Here is an 18,190-nt window from a genome sequence, read left to right on the forward strand (position 1 = left end):
AGCCGGTACTGATTCAGTCTATCTCCCTTATTTTTACATCGTTGGCTTCGGAATGGTCCTTTTCGGTATCCTGTCGTTGCTGTCGGGGGCATCAAAAGGAGTATCCGAACCAAACTGAGTTGCAGAACCAGATAAGAGCTTCCTGTGCTCTCGTTGTTCCTCATCACTCTAAATACTGGCGCTTCAGGCCTTGGAGAACTATAATATAGGTAATGGATTCAGTGAGATGAGGTGTAGTGCATGTTTACGGATAAACGACTGACGGAAGCCTACGAAAAAGCGAGGGTCGAATACATCGACGAAACATCAAATTATGTTTTTTTGAGTGACTGTCACAGAGGCGATGGGAGCCTTTCGGATGAATTCGCACGGAACAAAAACATTTTTTTGTATGCGTTGGAATATTATTACAAAAATGAGTTCATCTACGTTGAAAATGGGGATGGTGATGAACTGTGGGAACACCACGAATTCAAGCACATCAAAAATGCCCATCCCGAGGTATTCGCTATCCTCAAACGTTTTTATGACGAAAAACGTCTGATCATGATTTACGGGAACCACAATATCTATCTGAAAAGCCAATGGTATGTGGAACAAAATTACTTCCGGAATTACGACGAGTATACCGAGTTCTTCTACGATTTCCTCCCCGGGATCCGACCGATTGAAGCCTTGGTTTTGAAGGACCGGCAGACGAAACAGGAAATATTCGTCGTCCACGGCATGCAGGGCGATCTGCCCAACGATCAACTTTGGTACCCGACGATGCTTTCCCTGAAGTACTTTTGGCGGTTCCTGCACGCATTCGGCGTCAAGAGCCCGACAAGTCCCGTGAAAAACATGAACAAACGGCATAAAATCGAAAAAAACTACGTGAAGTGGATCCAGAAGCATGAAAAAATGCTGATCTGCGGACATACGCATCGTTTCAAATATCCGAAGACCAAAGATTTGCCTTACTTCAATTCGGGCTGCTGCATCTATCCGACAAGCATCACCGCCATCGAAATCACCGGTGGCCAGATTCAATTGGTCAGGTGGAAAACGCGCGTGAATGAGGACGGCTTGCTCCAGATCAAAAGGGAAGTTATGCGCGGGCCGGATCCGATCGGGAAATTCGATATCCGGGCGAGTGTCAAAAATGAAACTGCAACTGAATAATCTTGCCTTACCGACTCTTCTTGCCATACAGAAGAGTCTTTTTTATTTTCAAAACAAAAGAAAACAAAAGCAACACGGATTGCGTTCGATGGTCAATAGAAATTGGTTTGCACTCCCACTGGTTGACTGATAAAATGAAGGAATGCTTTCATTGGATGAAACCATTTTTATCCAAATGGAACAATTTTTCAATTCTTTACTGTGGGGGACGAAATGGCAAAAAGAAAAACTTCAGGGAAACACAAACTGTTGCGGCTGCTGTTGCTGCTTACATGGTTTTGCATCCTGACCTGGATTGAGATACATGAAGGAGTCGATCCAACTTCAAACCAGGGCAGCACTACCAACACTTCAGTGATCCTTTCGGCGGATGATGCGCCTCAATATACTGGCCCAGACTTCCTCGAAATAAACGGCGGAAAGAGCACCTTTGATTCTTCAGAATTGCACTTTGAAGGAGAGGGCTGGATCAGGTACGGCGATTTGGATAAACTGAACCGCGTCACGACAATGGACGCCATGATCACGCCGGAAATGTACCAAACCGGAACCGATGCAGACAGCAGCATCCTGCCGACTGGCTGGTCAAAAAGCAATCAGAATGATTCAAATCCCAAACAGCTGAATCGCGGTCATTTGCTGGCGGATGTGCTCGGAGGAAGCGGTGAGGACTGGCGCAATCTGGTGACGTTGTACCGAAACGCCAACTATCCGGCCATGTATTTCGCCTCGGAATTCATTGTGAGTGAAGCGATTCAAGCAGGCACAACGGTCCGCTATCGGGTGACCCCCCTCTTCAATGATGATGAATTGATCTGCGAAGGGTTGCACATCATGGCAAAGAGTGTCGATGACGATTCAGTCGACCTGAACGTCTATGTCTTCAACGAACCCAAAGACGCTGTCGACTAGCGATGCGCTATAGCGCACTTATATTTTAAAATAGGCATCCATCATAGACGGATGCCTGTTTATTTTCTGCAGTCTAGCGAAATTTTCCGCTCCATAACTCTCTGTTTCCATTCATACAGCATGACACCTGTCAGTCCCCCTGCGGTATCAATCAATACATCAGAAAAAGCCGGACCTCTTCCCGGAATGTAGGACTGATGGAACTCGTCCGATGAGGCATACAGAAATACGAACAGCAAGGCATAGAAAACTGATTTTCCCGATGATCCTTGATGTTTCCGATAACGTAAAAACAGGACTGCCAAAATCAAATACTCGGAAAAATGGCCTGCCTTACGGATCAGATAACTGAGCGCCCCCTGAACAGAACTGCCTGGTCCGATCCCAAAAAATTTCAACAGTTCCAAAATGATGCCGCTTGTTTCGGATGAATCCTGACCAGTTTGATGAGACAGAAGAAAAATGATGCCCATCCAGAGGCATAAAGCTGTAAATCTAGTGTTAAAAGTAAAACGCATGCCCTTGAATCCCTCCGTCCTATTAAATCAGTATAGCGCAGCGAGCCCTACCTGAAAAGTGGATAGAGATATTTTTTGAGAAATAATAACTAGTGTAACAATCGAATAAAAAGGGATAAAATTCCACATCTCATCAAAATTGTTATACAATAGAGTTGAATTATGATAGCGCTTACTCCGGATCTTGGAGATAGTTTTTTCCGGCACAACCAGCGCAATCCAACAGTAAAGGAGTCCTTTGCATGTCGCTTGAAGAAAAATACCGTATTCCGGTCGAGAAGCTACGTTGGAGTTATTTGCATACCGGCGAACTGAATTTTTGCGAATCATCCAGGGATGTCCCACCCTTGCAGGGCATCATCGGTCAGGATCGGGCCGTGAAATCGATGGACTTCGGGCTGGGAATGGCGGTGCCCGGCTACAATATTTTCGTTTCCGGTCCACCAGGAACCGGAAAGAGCACCTACGTCCAGACCGTAGTATCCCGGTTGGCGGAGAAAGGCAATACGCCTGATGATTGGTGCTATATCTATAATTTTTCCGATCGGGACAAACCGATTGCGGTGTCTCTGCCTGCAGGGCAAGGGAAAATATTTCGCAATGACATGACCGAGTTCGTAGAGGACATGCGAAGCCTCATTCCTAAAACGTTCGAGAGCAGTGATTATGATCAACAAAAAGGCACCATCATCCAGGTGGTACAGGAAAAGGTGGATTCTGTTTTTCGGAGCATCGAACAGGAAGCTCTCAAAGCGGGATTCGTCGTCAGGCAAGCGCCTGGACGCGTGGCATTGATACCGATCAGGGATGGCAAGCAACTTTCCCCGGAAGAATACAAAGCTCTTTCGGCTGATGAACGCAAAGTTATTGATGAAAATACCTATAAGCTTGAGAAAAGGCTGGATGAGATCATCCGCGGTTCCCGCGCGCTCGAAAAGGAGGCCGATAAACAGCTCAAGGAATTGGACATGCAGATAACTCGGTTTGCGACGGAGCCTCCCATCGCCCGATTAAAAGAAAAGTACGCTTATTCGGAAAAAATCCAGGATTATCTTGATAAAGTGCTGATGGACATCACCGAAAACAATATCATCTTCCGTTTGGCAGATGCACCGCAAGCGCAAAATCCTTTTCAGTTGCCGGAAAACGACGGGGACCCCTTCATAAAATACAAAGTCAATCTCTTTGTGAACAATGAAAACAGCAAAGGCGCGCCAGCGATAATTGAACCATTTACTAATTATTACAATATCTTCGGGAAAATCGAATACAAAAACCAATTCATGTACACGACGACTGACTTCACGATGGTGAAAGCCGGCGCCATCCATCAGGCTAACGGCGGATATCTGGTGCTACAGGCTAAAGAAGTCCTTTTCGATCCATTCATGTGGGATGCATTGAAAAAAGTGTTGAAGCATCAACAAGCCTTGATCGAGAACATCGGCGAGCAGTACCGCTATGTGCCGACCTTGACGCTGAAACCAGAGACCATCCCACTGAACGCTAAAATCATTTTGATCGGTAGTCCGATATTTTACAAAGTGCTGACTTATGATGAAGATTTCAGAAAACTCTTCAAAGTAAAAGTCGATTTCGATATCAGTATGGATCGCAATGGAGAGAATATCAGAAAATATGTCTCATTCATCAGCTCAATCTGTGAGGAAACGGGAATCCTCCATTTTGATCGCAGTGGCTTAGGTAAAATCATTGAGTACGGATCACGTCTTGCGGGCAATCAGACCAAATTATCCACTCAATTTAACGAAATCACGGAAATTGTCCATGAATCCAGCGCCATCGCCAAGTACGAGGGGGCAACGATGGTTTCGGATATTCACGTGAAAAGAGCCCTTGCTGACAGGAAATACAGGGCCAATATGATCGAGGAAAAATTCCAGGAAATGTTATTGAGGGACAAAATCATGATCGATATTCAGGATTCTGTCATCGGTCAAGTGAACGGCCTTTCAGTGATCCAGACAGAAGAATATGCTTTTGGCCATCCGACGCGGATCACAGCCCGAACCTATATCGGTTCGAACGGAGTGACAAACATTGAGCGCGAAACCAAAATGAGCGGCAGCAGCCATTCAAAAGGGGTACTGACGTTGGCAGGCTTTCTCGGCGGGCAGTTTGCACAGGAAAAACCGCTGGCAGTGAGCGCCCAGTTGACTTTTGAACAGAATTACGGCGGAGTCGACGGGGACAGTGCCTCCAGTGCTGAACTTTATGCACTCCTATCCAGCCTTGCTGATGCACCACTGAGACAGAATCTTGCTGTCACGGGTTCCATCAATCAGAAGGGTGAAATCCAACCGATCGGCGGCGCTACCGAAAAAATCGAAAGCTTTTTCGATCTTTGTGAGGCGAAAGGTTTGACCGGAGAGCAAGGGGTCATCATTCCGAATCAAAATGTGGACGATCTGATGCTGAAGGAAGAAATCATTGAGGCAGTGAATGCTGCTAAATTCCATATCTATTCCGTCAAAACAGTTTCAGAAGGGATCGAGCTGTTGACGGGGATGAATTGCGGAAAACGCGAATCGGACGGGAATTTCACGGAAGGCAGTGTCTTCCGTAAAGTCCAGTTGAAACTGGAAAAATACAACAAGAGCATCGAAGCCGCTCAAAATGCGATTGACCCGCACAACAATTACAGCAATGAAGACTACGATTCAGAATGAGATGACTTCCCAATAATTTCCGCGTCTATCTTAGCTTAAAGAAGAGTTGAGCAGGGACCCGATAGGTTTCAGCTTGACTCTTTTTTGATGTCTTTTTGCATATCAAAAGTAGCCGTCCGTCAATTTTCCAATAAATGTCAAGAATTAGATTATATATTTTGAAGATACAAAATATATTGATATAATAGAAGTATAAAGTTAATTTTCGAATCGCCATCATCAAATTTTTGCGTAAAAATGTAAACCTTTACAATATTAAGTGGATTGGTGGGATAAATCATGAAAAAATTGCGTAAAGTAAAATCTCAATGGTGTGCCGTTATGATTTTCGGTTTGTCTGTAGCCGTGCTTATGGCGGCACCGGCACCCTCAGTTTTTGCAGAAACTGCTGGAGCGAATGCAGACAGCACCATAGGGAGCGGGTCGTCCCAAACAGAACAAAGCGATATGATTGAGCAATCATCCATCCTTGAAGAGGATACGAACGAGGCTGTTGATGTTCTGACCGAGAAAACAGTAACCGGATCAACGGATTTTTCAGAAAATGCGGCATCGGAAGAACATGAAGAAGGCGTGCCCGCAGCCAACGAGGGAATACCTCCGGAGAGCGGATTGATACCAGATTTTGTCGAAGCCGCCCCTCAACCAAGCGATGCCCCACCGATTAAGTCTGCTCCCGCAGTGGAAATGACTGCAGTGGCCGCTACACCATTACCCGAAGTGAAGGAAAGTTCATCGGACGTAGTCGTTTCCTACACAGCTGTCATTGCCAAAGGAGATTTTACACTCGACAGTCTGCCATGGGGCTATGCCGGCTATGCTTACCGCAACATGACGAACGATTTTGTAGGGCAAAAAATCGAGGTGATCAGAGAATCTCAAAACGGCCTTTACGCATTGGCAGTGCTGAACGGCGAAAAGTTGGGTTGGGTCGACAAGCGAGCCTTGTCCGATATAGTAATCATCCCTAAGGTACAAGATCTTGCTTCAGCGGTTGCCGTTGATTATACTGCACGTATCAGCGGTAAAGATTATTCAATCGATAGCCTGCCATGGGGTTACTCCGGCTATATGTATATGGGAACGAGCACAGTTTATTTGGATCAGAAAATACAGGCCGAAAAAGAAACCGCGAATGGTCAGTACGTCCTGATTTCCCTAAATGGTGAAAAATTAGGATGGATCGATAAGCGCGCTCTAGCGGATATCTACAGTCAGCCTAAAGTGCAGGATATTGCATCAGCTCTGACGGTGGACTATGCTGCCCGTATCGGCGTAGCCGGTTTTTCCATCGACAGCCTGCCATGGGGCTATGCCGGGTATGCTCAGATGACAACAAGTTCGGCTTATTTGAATCAAAGCGTACAGGCAGTCAAGGAGACCGCTAACGGCCTGTACGCTCTGATCGCGCTGAACGGCAACAGATTGGGGTGGATCGATAAACGTGCACTGTCAGATATCTATATCCAACCAAAATTACAGGAGCTGGCAACGGGGGTACCTGTAGATTATAAAGCTACTATAGCAGCAGCCGGCTTTTCTATAGACAGCTTGCCTTGGGGATATTCCGGGTACGGGCAAATCGACACGACCAGCAACCATACCGGAGAGCGCATCCAAGCTATCCAAGAGTCGCCGAATGGACTATATGTTTTGATTTCTTCCAATGGTACCCGATTGGGATGGGTTGATAAACGAGCACTCACAGATATCGCCGTACCGCCAAAACTTCAGGATGTAGCGTCTGCTGTCGTTGTTGCTTATACAACGGCCATCATCTCACCGGGTTATTCGATCGACAGTCTGCCATGGGGTTACGTCGGCTATCAACAGATGGCCACTTCAACCGACTACCTCGGACAACGGTTTGAGGCAGTTAAAGAAACAGCCAACGGATTGTATGTGCTACTTTCGCTGAACGGCAATAAACTGGGTTGGGTCGATAAGAAAGCTTTGGGGGATTTCAGCTACCGATCTCAGGCGCAAAATATTTCCGGCGGAACCGTCGTGAGTTATTCACCGACAATCTCGAAAGCCGGTTTTTCGATCGATACCTTGCCATGGGGCTATGCTGGTTACCAATGGCGGACGAGCACGGACAGCTATGTCGGACAGACGGTTGATGCGATCAGGGAATCCGCTGATGGGCATTATGTACTCATTTCCCTAAACGGCAGCTACATCGGTTGGGTGGACAAAGCGGCCCTTTCAGGTTTGCCAACCTATGCAAAAGGGACAGACTGGACAGTGATCAACGGGTATTTCCGCAGCAACTCGGGTGTCAATTACTACATAGGCAACAGCTATATCATAGTCAGTTTGAGTCAACAAAGCGTCTGGGCTTACAAAGGCGAGACGATGCTTGTTTCAGCTCCGGTCATCACCGGTAAACCATCCACCAATAACGCTACGCCGCGAGGCTTATTCTACATCCAGCCATTTAAACAATCGCCATCCGTCCTGATAGGTGCTGACTATGCTTCGCCCGTCAGCTTCTGGATACCGTTCGTGGGCAACATGGTAGGCTTGCACGATTCGCCTTGGCAGACGCATGGCTACGGCGGTGATATCTACCTCTACTACGGTTCACATGGGTGTGTGAATACACCGTACGAAGCGGTCCGGACTCTTTATTACAGTTATCCAGTCGGAACTCCGGTAGTAGTCTATTAAAACTGAAAAGCAGGGACGGCATATACCCGCTGTCCCTGCTTTTTGTGACACTAGGGCAATAAAACGTTATAATTATGAAAACAAATAGGAGGGTGATGGGAATGAAAATAGCCTTACTACAGATGATGGTCACAACGGACAAGGAAACGAACCTGAAACGTGCAGAGGAATTGGTCCAAAAAGCAGCCCAGGGTGGAGCAGATATGGCGGTGCTCCCGGAAATGTTCAATTGTCCTTATGATAACGCCTTTTTCCCTGAATACGCAGAATCGAAAGGCGGAGAAACTTACCTGAGGCTCGCGGATATGGCGAAAGAAAATGCCATCTATGTGGTCGGCGGATCGATTCCACAGATTAAGAACAACAAAATATATAACACAAGCTATACGTTCGATCGCCAAGGTAACGAGATCCACGACTACAGCAAAACCCATTTATTCGATATCCAGGTCGATGGCGGGCAAGCGTTCAGAGAATCCGATACGCTGACGCCAGGGGACGGAATGGGTGTTTTTCAGACTGAATTCGGCTTGTTCGGCTTGGGCATCTGTTTTGACATCCGATTCCAAAACGACTGGGAGCTGCTTCAAAAACAAGGAGTCCTCGTCTGCGTTGTGCCCGGTGCGTTCAATATGACGACCGGCCCGGCGCATTGGGAATTGTTGTTCCGAGCCCGCGCAGTCGACAATCAGCTGTTCATGGTGGGCGTAAGTCCTGCCCGCGATCTCGATTTCAGTTACCATGCATACGGACATTCGCTTGTGACGGATCCATGGGGGAACGTGTTGACCCAACTCGGATTTAAGGAAGAAATGGCGATTGTGACAGTGGATCTCGAACGCGTTGCATCCGTCAGAAAACAACTCCCTATCCTTACTCTAACTGTTGTGGAATGAAAGATTTCCCTGGATAGTGCAAAATGAAAAAGATTATGGATTGATAAAGAACCCTTAATCTCTCATGAATTCAAGAATAAACGCCTTTCTTTGTGTACCGTAGCACTTACTTTTTTGCTATAATGAAATCACACGAATGCACCAGCTCGTCATTTTCTGCGACTCTTGGTCGAAAAACATCAGAAAAATAACCCGCTGTATGTGAACTATACGATTTGAGAGAAGGAATCCTTTATGTCCAACGAGAAAATGTATATGACTGTCGATGGAAATACGGCCGCAGCCTATACATCTTACGCTTTTACTGAAATTTCAGGGATTTATCCCATTACACCCTCTTCGCCGATGGCCGATGCTGTCGATCATTGGGCGCAGGAGGGCCGCAAGAACATCTTTGGCCAAACCGTGAAAGTGACCCAAATGCAATCCGAGGCCGGAGCAGCGGGCACTGTTCATGGAGCGCTGCAAGCGGGCGCTTTGGCGTGTTCCTATACATCATCGCAAGGATTGTTGCTGATGATACCCGACCTCTACAAAATGGCCGGGCAACTGTTACCTTCCGTCATCCATGTTGCCGCTCGTGCGGTGGGGGGCCATGCGCTTTCCATCTTCGGCGACCATTCGGACGTGATGGCCTGCAGACAGACGGGCTATGCTATGCTGGCATCCTCCAGTGTACAGGAAGCGACGGATTTGGCAGCTGTCGCCCATTTGGCGGCGATCAAAGGGCGCGTGCCGTTCCTGCATTTCTTCGACGGTTTCCGGACTTCGCATGAAATCCAAAAAATCGAAGTCCAATCGTATGACGACCTAGCGGAAATGCTGGATCAGGATGCTTTGAAAGCGTTCCGTGACCGCAGCCTTAGCCCGAACCATCCGACATTGCGTGGAACGGCTCAGAATCCCGACGTCTTTTTCCAGACCAAGGAAGCCGCGAACAGGTATTATGATGCTGTTCCGGAAATTGTCGAAGGCTATATGGAAAAAATGAACCAATTGACCGGCCGGGACTACCGTTTGTTCAATTATTATGGTGCTGCGGATGCCGAGCGGGTCATCATCTGCATGGGCTCCGTGTATGAAACAGCCTGCGAGACGGCGGATTACCTGAACCGCTTAGGGGAAAAAGTGGGTGTCCTCAATGTGCATCTTTACCGTCCGTTCAGCGTCGGGCACTTTATGAAGGCTTTACCGGACTCCGTAAAACGTATTGCGGTTCTCGACCGCACGAAAGAAGCCGGCTCCATCGGCGAACCGCTCTTTTTGGATGTCGTGGCGGCCTTCAACAATCGCCTTGAGCGTCCGATGATCATCGGCGGCCGTTATGGCTTGGGTTCGAAGGACACAACGCCGGAGCAGCTGTTCGCAGTCTACAAAAACCTGAAGAAGGAGGAACCGAAGCATCCCTTCACGATCGGCATCAACGATGACGTCACCCACCTTTCGCTTGCAATAGATGAACAGATCGACGTCCGTCAGGAAGGCACGTTCGAGGCGCAGTTTTGGGGATTCGGTTCCGACGGGACAGTTGGGGCCAACAAAAATTCGATCAAAATCATCGGAGATCATACCGATATGCACGTACAGGCTTATTTTTCCTACGATTCGAAAAAATCGGGTGGTGTCACTATTTCCGATCTGCGCTTCGGCAAGGAACCAATCCATGAGCCCTATCTGATCGAAAAGGCTGATTTCGTGGCTTGCCACAACCATGCCTATGTAAAAAAATACGACATGCTGAAGAACCTGAAACCGGGCGGCGCTTTCCTGCTGAACACCAATTGGCGGGCCGAGGATCTCGAAACGCGTTTGCCCGCTAAAATGAAGCGGTACATCGCAGAAAACAAGATTGCCTTCTATACGATCGACGCCATCAACCTCGCCAAGGAAATCGGGCTGGGCGGGCGGATCAACACGATCTGCCAAGCGGCCTTCTTCAAAATATTGCCGGTCATACCTGCTGAAGAGGCAATGCAGTACATGAAAGAAGCGGCCCGTAAATCTTATGGACATAAAGGCGAAGCGATCATTTCCATGAACGAGAAAGCGATCGACGCCGGCATGGAAGGTGTCCAAAAAATCAGTATTCCGGATAGCTGGAAGGATGCACAGGATGAGCCGGAAGTGTTGAAGGGCGAACCGGATTTTGTCCGCAACATCGCCAACATGATGGAGCGAATGGAAGGCAACCAATTGCCTGTCAGCGCCTTTTTGGACAGGGCTGACGGGACTTTCCCGCAGGGGACGACGCAATACGAGAAACGCGAAATCGCCGTTCAGATCCCGATCTGGAACCCCGAAGAATGCATCCAGTGCAACCAATGCTCCTTTGTTTGTCCGCATGCCGCCATCCGACCGTTCCTGGCTACCGAAGACGAGGCAGCCAATGCCCCTGAAGGCGTGGAATTCTTGGATGGGATGCGCCCATACAAAGACTACAAATACCGGATCCAAGTATCTGCTGCCGACTGCACGGGTTGCGGCATCTGCGTCTTGACCTGCCCTTCCCGCAAAAAAGCGATCGAGATGAAAAACCGCGAGGACCATCTGGAGGAAAACAATAACTGGGATTATATGATCCGTCTGCCGCACAAGGAAAATCCTGTCGGCATCAATACGGTTAAGGGCAGTCAATTCGAAAAACCGTTGTTTGAATTTTCAGGTGCCTGCGCAGGTTGCGGCGAAACGCCATACATCAAACTAGTCACCCAAGTGGTGGGTGATCGTATGCAGATAGCGAATGCGACAGGCTGCTCATCCATCTACGGTGGATCGGCTCCTTCCACTCCTTATACGACTAATGAAGCCGGCTGCGGGCCATCATGGGCAAATTCTCTGTTGGAGGATAATGCGGAATTCGGCCTTGGGATGCACCATGCGACGAAACAACTGCGTCAACGCACACTGGAATTGACAGGAGAGCTCTTGAACCTGCAGATTGACGATTCGCTCAGAACGGCTGCAACAGCCTGGACAGAGGGATTCAACGACAAAAACAGCGCCCGCAAGTTAGCCGAAGCGTACATCAAGGCTTTGGAAACTTCGGACACAAAGGATCAGAAGATCCAACAACTGATCAACGAGTTAGTCGGCTATAAGGACTATCTGATGAAACGCTCCACTTGGATGATTGGCGGAGATGGCTGGGCCTATGATATCGGCTTCGGCGGAATCGACCATGTTCTCGCAAGCGGGGAAGATGTGAATATCCTCGTGCTGGATACCGAAGTCTATTCCAACACAGGCGGACAGGTTTCCAAATCATCCAACCTGGGTGCCATCGCCGAGTTCGCTTCCGGCGGCAAACCGGTCCGCAAAAAAGATTTGGGTATGATGATGATGAATTACGGGTACGTATATGTCGCACAGATTGCGATGGGCGCAAACCCTAGGCATACGCTGAAAGTCATCTCCGAGGCAGAAGCCTACGATGGTCCTTCCATCGTCATCGCCTACTCGCCATGCATCAGTCACGGCATCAAGTGCGGTTTGACCGTATCGCAGGAACACGAAAAAGATGCTGTGGATGTCGGTTATTGGCATCTTTACCGCTTCCACCCGGAAAACAAACTGAAAGGGAAAAACCCGTTCAAGTTGGATTCCAAGGAACCGCAGTTTGAACGTTTCCAGGATTTCCTGATGGAAGAGGTCCGCTACTCTTCATTGTATAACCAGTATGATGCTGAGCATGTACAGGCGATCTTCGACGAAAGCCTCCTGGCAGCAAAAGACCGTTATCAGTCCTATGCACGCTTGGATTCTTATACAGACTAGCATCAATCCGGACCAGTCGCCGCTTAATAGAGCGGCTGGTTCTTTTTGTTGCGTTCAGGCATGCATCAAAAGTTACGACAGCGTCCGTAATGTTTTGAAAAAAGGTACAGGGAAGGCTATAATGGAGGAAAGAAAGCGCTTTTGGGAAACGGGTTTGTAAAGGAAGCGAGGAAGCGTCATGACGGCAGAAGTAGGGATATTGAACGCAAACGGATTGGTCCTGGCGGCTGATTCGGCTTTGACGATGGGGAACAGCGAACAAATGAAAATATTCAATTCCGGCAATAAGATTTTTTCGCTTGGACCGAGCCATTCGATCGGCATCATGATGTTCGGGAATGTGCAATTCATGGGGATTCCATGGGAAATCATCGTAACAGGCTTCCATCAGAAAATAGGTGCCCGCCCATTGGATTCGGTCTGGGATTACTGCACCGAATTCTTCAATTATCTTGAGAGTGTGGATGAAATCTACTCCTCTATTTTTACCGAAGTGCTCATCATAGGGTATGCGGAAAATGTCAGCAATATTTTGGAGAATACGACTTATGTACCGTCACCCGGTGCATTCACTCTGGCGGATTACCAAAAGGCTGTCGAGGAAAAGATCCCGGCGTTGCTGAAAGAAAGCGAAAAGATGAAGAGCATCACCAAAAAGGCGCCGATCAAAGTCTTCTCTGACCGTTACGGGGAGAAGCTGGACGAGGTTTTTAAGGAGCTTTTCGATACGGTATTCCTGGGCTTGAACCTCTACGATAAATTTAAGCCGGATCTTTATAAAATCGTGCGGAATTATGTATACAGCGACAGCTATTATCCAGACACCTACTCCGGCCTAGTGATCGCCGGTTTCGGCTACACTGAGCTGTTCCCCAGCATTTACCAGTACGACATAGCCGGTGTCGTCGACAGGGTAATCAAAAAACGGCTGACTGTGCGACAGATCGTGATGAATGATTTTGCCGAAGACAGATGTTCCTCGGCCATTGTTCCATTTGCACAGCAGGATATGGTCCATACGGTCATTAACGGCATAGCGCCGGATCTGGAGGCTGATCTTGGGGAATTGCTCCGCGCCACACTTGAAAAATTTGTTTCGGAACTGACTGAGAAAAAGTTACTCAAGGAAAGCGATGCTCCGGAAATCAACAAATTGAAGGCGACGCTAGTCGAATCGGGCCTGAATGCCTTCGAAAACATGAAACAAGAGCGGCATTTGACCCCTGTCTTGATGACGATCGATTCGATGCCGAAGGAGGAACTCGCTTTGATTGCGGAAACGTTGGTCAACATCACCTCCTTCAAAGGGAAAATATCCTTTTCGATGGAAACGGTCGGCGGACCAATCGATGTGCTCTTGATCACAAAAGGGGAAGGCCCGGTCTGGGTCAAGCGGAAAAACTACTTCAATCCCGATATCAATCGCCTGCGCTGATAGGACAGAAAATTTCCCCCGAAATTTCCGAATTTGGTGTAAAATGAATGAAATGAGCTTTATGGAAGGTGTTATTATGTATCTGAATATTCAAGAAACGGCCGACTATCTGGAAGTGCCGGTCAGTGAAATCCATCGTTTGATCCGCGAGCGGCAAATCCGCACAATCAGCGTGGATGATGACATACTGCTGAACCGCGATCAATTCAATTTTTTCATTGAACAGAGGGAAAAGTACAAGCACGAATGGGAGGCCTATTTGAATACGCCTTTGCCGGAAGATCCTGACATCAAGGACGAGGATTGAAAAAAGCAGCGGGCTCTCAGATGATGAGGGTCCACTGCTTTTTTATTTAAGATATAAGCGATTTGGAAGGCTTACAGGTTTTGTTTGCGTCTGTATTCTGACCGTGAGAGGCCGGTTGCTTCCGCATTTTCGACTGTCGGCTGTTCCGGTGTGAAGACAGGTTTCGGTTGTTTGGCGGGCTTTACAGTAGAGCGCTTCTTGCTTTTGAATCTGCCCGATTTGAAGAGATCCAGCGCCAGGAAGATTGCGGCTGCGATGAAGAGACCGAACGAGAGGGTGCCCATCAACCCGGAAACACCCAACAGATCATCCAGCGTTGTCCTAAGATGGATGTATCTTAATAATGCTCCCAAGCCCGCGCACAAGATCGCCCGTTTGGTATTGCCGCTGGACACTTTCAAGCGTTTGTTGGCCTCCATAAGCATGCTGAAGACGGCAATCGCATAACTGACGAGTGCGGCGTACAGAAGCAGGCTGTTCTGCCCGGTGATGTTCGCCAATTGTTCACCGGCCACCGTTTGCGTATCCAGAAAAAGGAAAACTGTGCCGAACAGCGCGCCGAGAACACCGTTTCTAAAATGAGTTCCTTGCTTCTTCAGGAGTTTATTCAAGTTGGCTGAAAAGGACAGGGCCGCCAGAGCGTAACAGCCAATGGCCAAATAGAGCGTCAATCCGGAAATGCCCGTTCTGGTAGCTATCAGTTGATCGCTGGCTGTTTGGGCGTGCAGATAGAGGAAACCAGTCCCCATGATCAACCCGGATACGCCGCTGCGGAATCGGGCATTCGCTTCGCGTTTTTGCTTGCTTTTCCCAATCAGGACCTGCAGCGTTGCGAGAATGAAAAATCCCAATGAAATATACAGGCCGAAATCCGGAATGCCGATGATGCTGCCGATAGCAGTGGCTTGCTGCAGGTATCCAAAAAGCAAGCCGAGAATCACTGATGTGAAAGGAAATCTGGATTCCTTGCCGTTGCGTTTTTTCATGATATGGATGAACGTCAGGATAAGAAGAAAAATGATGATGATCGGGTAAGTCATACCTAAGCCCCCTTATATGTCAATTTGCTCTGAACAACTGAAGCATCAAAAATGAATCCGCAGTTCAGGAACATTCAAAGGACATCATAACACAGATTTATGATGCATTTGTTGCGGAATGACGATTCTTTTGTTAAGAAAGTATGACCAGACAAACACCGGAGTGGACCCAGAACAAAACCAGCAGGCCACTTTTTTAAGGATGGCCTGCTGGTTTTGTTTAACTCTCAATAATTGGGCGGAGAATCTTCTGTCTCATCGGGAAGAACATCATCCCAGCTTGTATCGATCGCATATTCTGACCCAAAGTCTTCGTAATCCGCATCGAAAATATCCGAGTCGCCCAACTGGGATAAAGCGAAGTTGATCAAGCGGATCAAATCCTGGGTGTCCGTCATTTTCAATTTATCCCGATTTTGCAGAATCGTGCTGCGGTCCTCCATTTCGTCCGGACTGGCATTTTCCGCGGCTACGCAAATCGGATAGCGGCAATCTTCTTGAGGCGCAACCATCTCAGTGAGTTGAATATCCACTTCTATGACAGCATCGGTAAAATAGATGTAGGTGGCTGCATCATCGATATCGGTGAAATATTTTTGGAGAGTCTGGTCCTCATTTTCTGCGCTGTCGTTTTCATCATGATAGTCGTAATCATCTTCTTCGATTTCATCCACATCTTCACGTTCTTCATCGGAATATTCCCGGAAGTCGCTCTCGTCCGTATAATCTTCCAAAGCGTCCAAAGGTGTCTCCTCGATGATGATCGGAAGGAGGTTTGTGCCGCCGGAGCGCGTGATTTCAAAACGATGCTCGAAAAATCCGCTCCAACTGAATGCCGCTTGGATGATGCTGTTGAAATCGTAGAAAGTCTCATCGCTGTTCACCTGGATATCCCGCCAAATAGGCACACCAATGTCACGGACAGCAACCCTGAATTCATAAATCATCTTGACCACCCCTGTTCTCTTCTTTATTCAAGTATAGCGCTTTACCAAGGTGAAGAGCAAAGAATAAACATGACTTTTTTCATCAGAAATCCGAGGTTCAGGAATGCAGTTTACAAATCTATTTCGTTATAATGGATATGACAAAGAACTTGCGCGAAGAGAAAGTAGTGATGGAGGAGGAAGTTGCATGTTGGACAGTAGATACATCATCGCTTATGGTTTGACGACTGAGGAAAGCGACTATTTGCGGAAATGCAGCGAAGAGATAGAGTGTGAGGTGTTGACTGCAAGGGATTTTCGCGATTTGATGTCAACAGGCCATTTCCTTTCCGTCATTTCAGCGGATAGACTGGATAAGGAAGCCGTTGTCGTGCTGTCGGAATATTTCCGGGAGGTCGATGGCAATCTTACAAAACGGCTACTTCTTGGACAAGAAGTAGCCGGATTGACGGAGGCCGCACATGCAGAAGCCTTTGAAAACTTTTCGGAACTGAAGGGCAAGCTGCCAGACTTGCTGTCGAAGGCAAGCAAGAAAGCGAAAAGTGCCGAAACCACGATTCATACACTTGCCAATATTATGCAGGTCCGGGATCTTATCGAAAATCATCCAGGAATCACCACCCACGACTTGGCGAAAGCCATCGACAAAAATGAGGCCACCATCAGGCGGTATATTGAAATTTTGAGGATCATGAGAAATAAGATAACGTACGATTCGAACAGGAAGACCTGGTCTTATAGGCACTAAGCAGGACTAGGTAAAACTTTATCAGCCGAATTAAGGCCAGGAGAGGAGCCTGTGTTATGTCTACAGTCGTTTCAAAGTTGTTACAATCACCAGAGCCGTCCATCCGGTATGCTGCTAGGGTCCGGATATTGGGGGGAGATCCTGATTCGTCCGAAATCAGTGAGCTGCTGTCGGAAATAAAACATTCTGATCGGGTCAATAAAATCCTGAGCAAAAAAGATGCCTCTGGAATGCTCCTGCCGTTGGATAATCCATACAAAAAATGGGATGGCGCGCATTGGGCGCTGACACTTTTGGCTGACCTCGGCTATCCAAAAAACGATCCCGATATATTGCCGATAATCGACCAAGTCTGCAAGCATTGGCTGAAACCGGAATTCCGGGAAAATGACACTATCAATGGAAGGTTCCGAAGACATGCCTCCCAACAAGGGAATGCCTTGTATTCCCTGTTGAGCTTAAACGATCAGTCCAGGATGGAAACAGCTCGCTTATTGGTGGAGTTGCTTTTGAAATGGCAGTGGCCGGATGGCGGATGGAACTGTGATCCGAATCCGCAGGCTGATGATTCATCCTTCACTGAATCTTTGATACCGTTGCGGGCATTGGCTCTCTTCGGCAGGCAGACCGGCGACAAAAAGGTTGTGGATGCATGTGAAAAAGCAGCGGAGGTCTTCCTGTGCCGCCACATTTACCGCAGACGTTCGAACAACAGGATAATCAAGAGCGATTTCACAGTATTGCATTACCCTTGTTATTGGCACTATGATATCCTCTTCGCCTTGAAGGTCATGGCAGAGATGGGGATCGTTGCAGACAGTCGTTGCGATGATGCGTTGGATCTTTTGGAATCCAAACGGCTCCCGGATGGCAGCTGGCCGCTGGAAGCAAAATATGGCCGAACCCTTGATGAAAAGGATGCAAATAGGCCATCAAACAGCACCTATCTGGACTGGGGGGAAGTGGACGTCAAGAGCGGCAATGAGTGGGTAACATCAGATGCCTTGTATGTATTGCGTGCAGCAGGAAGATAAATTGCTCTGCTTTTGATCAATACCATGACAACGATCCGTTCAAATTATCCCG

Annotated in this window: 13 protein-coding genes; 10 read left to right on the forward strand and 3 right to left on the reverse strand. The window is 47.8% G+C overall.

Annotation, left to right across the window (positions count from 1 at the left end):
- The first annotated feature begins 240 nt into the window (after positions 1–240).
- Positions 241–1,164, forward strand: a complete 924-nt coding sequence (locus tag WBM30_RS01980; protein WP_424899122.1) for a metallophosphoesterase — start codon at positions 241–243, stop codon at positions 1,162–1,164.
- 213 nt (positions 1,165–1,377) lie between these two features.
- Positions 1,378–2,076, forward strand: a complete 699-nt coding sequence (locus tag WBM30_RS01985) for a DNA/RNA non-specific endonuclease (protein WP_424899123.1) — start codon at positions 1,378–1,380, stop codon at positions 2,074–2,076.
- A gap of 59 nt (positions 2,077–2,135) precedes the next feature.
- Here WBM30_RS01985 and WBM30_RS01990 read toward each other — a convergent pair whose 3' ends face one another.
- Positions 2,136–2,594 carry a VanZ family protein gene (locus WBM30_RS01990; protein ID WP_424899124.1) on the reverse strand — a complete coding sequence of 153 codons (459 nt, stop codon included), beginning with the start codon at positions 2,592–2,594 and terminating at the stop codon, positions 2,136–2,138.
- Between the two features lie 242 nt (positions 2,595–2,836).
- On the opposite strand from WBM30_RS01990, the gene WBM30_RS01995 reads away from it, so the two are divergent.
- The 6 genes from WBM30_RS01995 to WBM30_RS02020 all read left to right on the forward strand — a co-directional run bounded on the left by WBM30_RS01995 (position 2,837) and on the right by WBM30_RS02020 (position 14,369).
- Positions 2,837–5,284, forward strand: coding sequence for an AAA family ATPase (locus tag WBM30_RS01995; RefSeq protein WP_424899125.1), 2,448 nt, complete (start codon positions 2,837–2,839; stop codon positions 5,282–5,284).
- A gap of 279 nt (positions 5,285–5,563) precedes the next feature.
- Positions 5,564–7,957, forward strand: coding sequence for a L,D-transpeptidase family protein (locus WBM30_RS02000; protein ID WP_424899126.1), 2,394 nt, complete (start codon positions 5,564–5,566; stop codon positions 7,955–7,957).
- A 101-nt stretch (positions 7,958–8,058) separates the two neighbouring features.
- On the forward strand, positions 8,059–8,853 hold the full coding sequence (locus WBM30_RS02005; RefSeq protein WP_424899127.1) for a carbon-nitrogen hydrolase family protein: 795 nt from the start codon (positions 8,059–8,061) through the stop codon (positions 8,851–8,853).
- Positions 8,854–9,087: 234 nt separating this feature from the next.
- Positions 9,088–12,627, forward strand: coding sequence for a pyruvate:ferredoxin (flavodoxin) oxidoreductase (gene nifJ / locus WBM30_RS02010; RefSeq protein ID WP_424899128.1), 3,540 nt, complete (start codon positions 9,088–9,090; stop codon positions 12,625–12,627).
- Between the two features lie 178 nt (positions 12,628–12,805).
- A complete protein-coding gene (locus tag WBM30_RS02015) occupies positions 12,806–14,062 on the forward strand; it encodes a hypothetical protein (protein WP_424899129.1) in 1,257 nt (418 codons plus the stop codon).
- A gap of 76 nt (positions 14,063–14,138) precedes the next feature.
- Positions 14,139–14,369 carry a hypothetical protein gene (locus tag WBM30_RS02020; RefSeq protein ID WP_424899130.1) on the forward strand — a complete coding sequence of 77 codons (231 nt, stop codon included), beginning with the start codon at positions 14,139–14,141 and terminating at the stop codon, positions 14,367–14,369.
- A 71-nt stretch (positions 14,370–14,440) separates the two neighbouring features.
- Here WBM30_RS02020 and WBM30_RS02025 read toward each other — a convergent pair whose 3' ends face one another.
- Together WBM30_RS02025 and WBM30_RS02030 are read right to left on the reverse strand one after the other, a co-directional pair.
- Positions 14,441–15,409: a hypothetical protein gene (locus tag WBM30_RS02025; RefSeq protein WP_424899132.1), complete on the reverse strand. Its 969-nt coding sequence runs from the start codon at positions 15,407–15,409 to the stop codon at positions 14,441–14,443.
- 227 nt (positions 15,410–15,636) lie between these two features.
- Complete coding sequence (locus WBM30_RS02030) at positions 15,637–16,356, reverse strand: IS1096 element passenger TnpR family protein (RefSeq protein ID WP_424899133.1); 720 nt, start codon at positions 16,354–16,356, stop codon at positions 15,637–15,639.
- A gap of 187 nt (positions 16,357–16,543) precedes the next feature.
- On the opposite strand from WBM30_RS02030, the gene WBM30_RS02035 reads away from it, so the two are divergent.
- Both WBM30_RS02035 and WBM30_RS02040 read left to right on the forward strand, forming a co-directional pair.
- Positions 16,544–17,104, forward strand: coding sequence for a hypothetical protein (locus WBM30_RS02035; RefSeq protein WP_424899134.1), 561 nt, complete (start codon positions 16,544–16,546; stop codon positions 17,102–17,104).
- 56 nt (positions 17,105–17,160) lie between these two features.
- The gene (locus WBM30_RS02040; RefSeq protein ID WP_424899135.1) at positions 17,161–18,138 is read left to right on the forward strand and encodes a hypothetical protein; all 978 of its coding nucleotides are present in this window, start codon (positions 17,161–17,163) and stop codon (positions 18,136–18,138) included.
- Positions 18,139–18,190 lie beyond the last annotated feature (52 nt).

This window comes from Trichococcus sp. (assembly GCF_049684335.1).
Lineage (GTDB): Bacteria > Bacillota > Bacilli > Lactobacillales > Aerococcaceae > Trichococcus.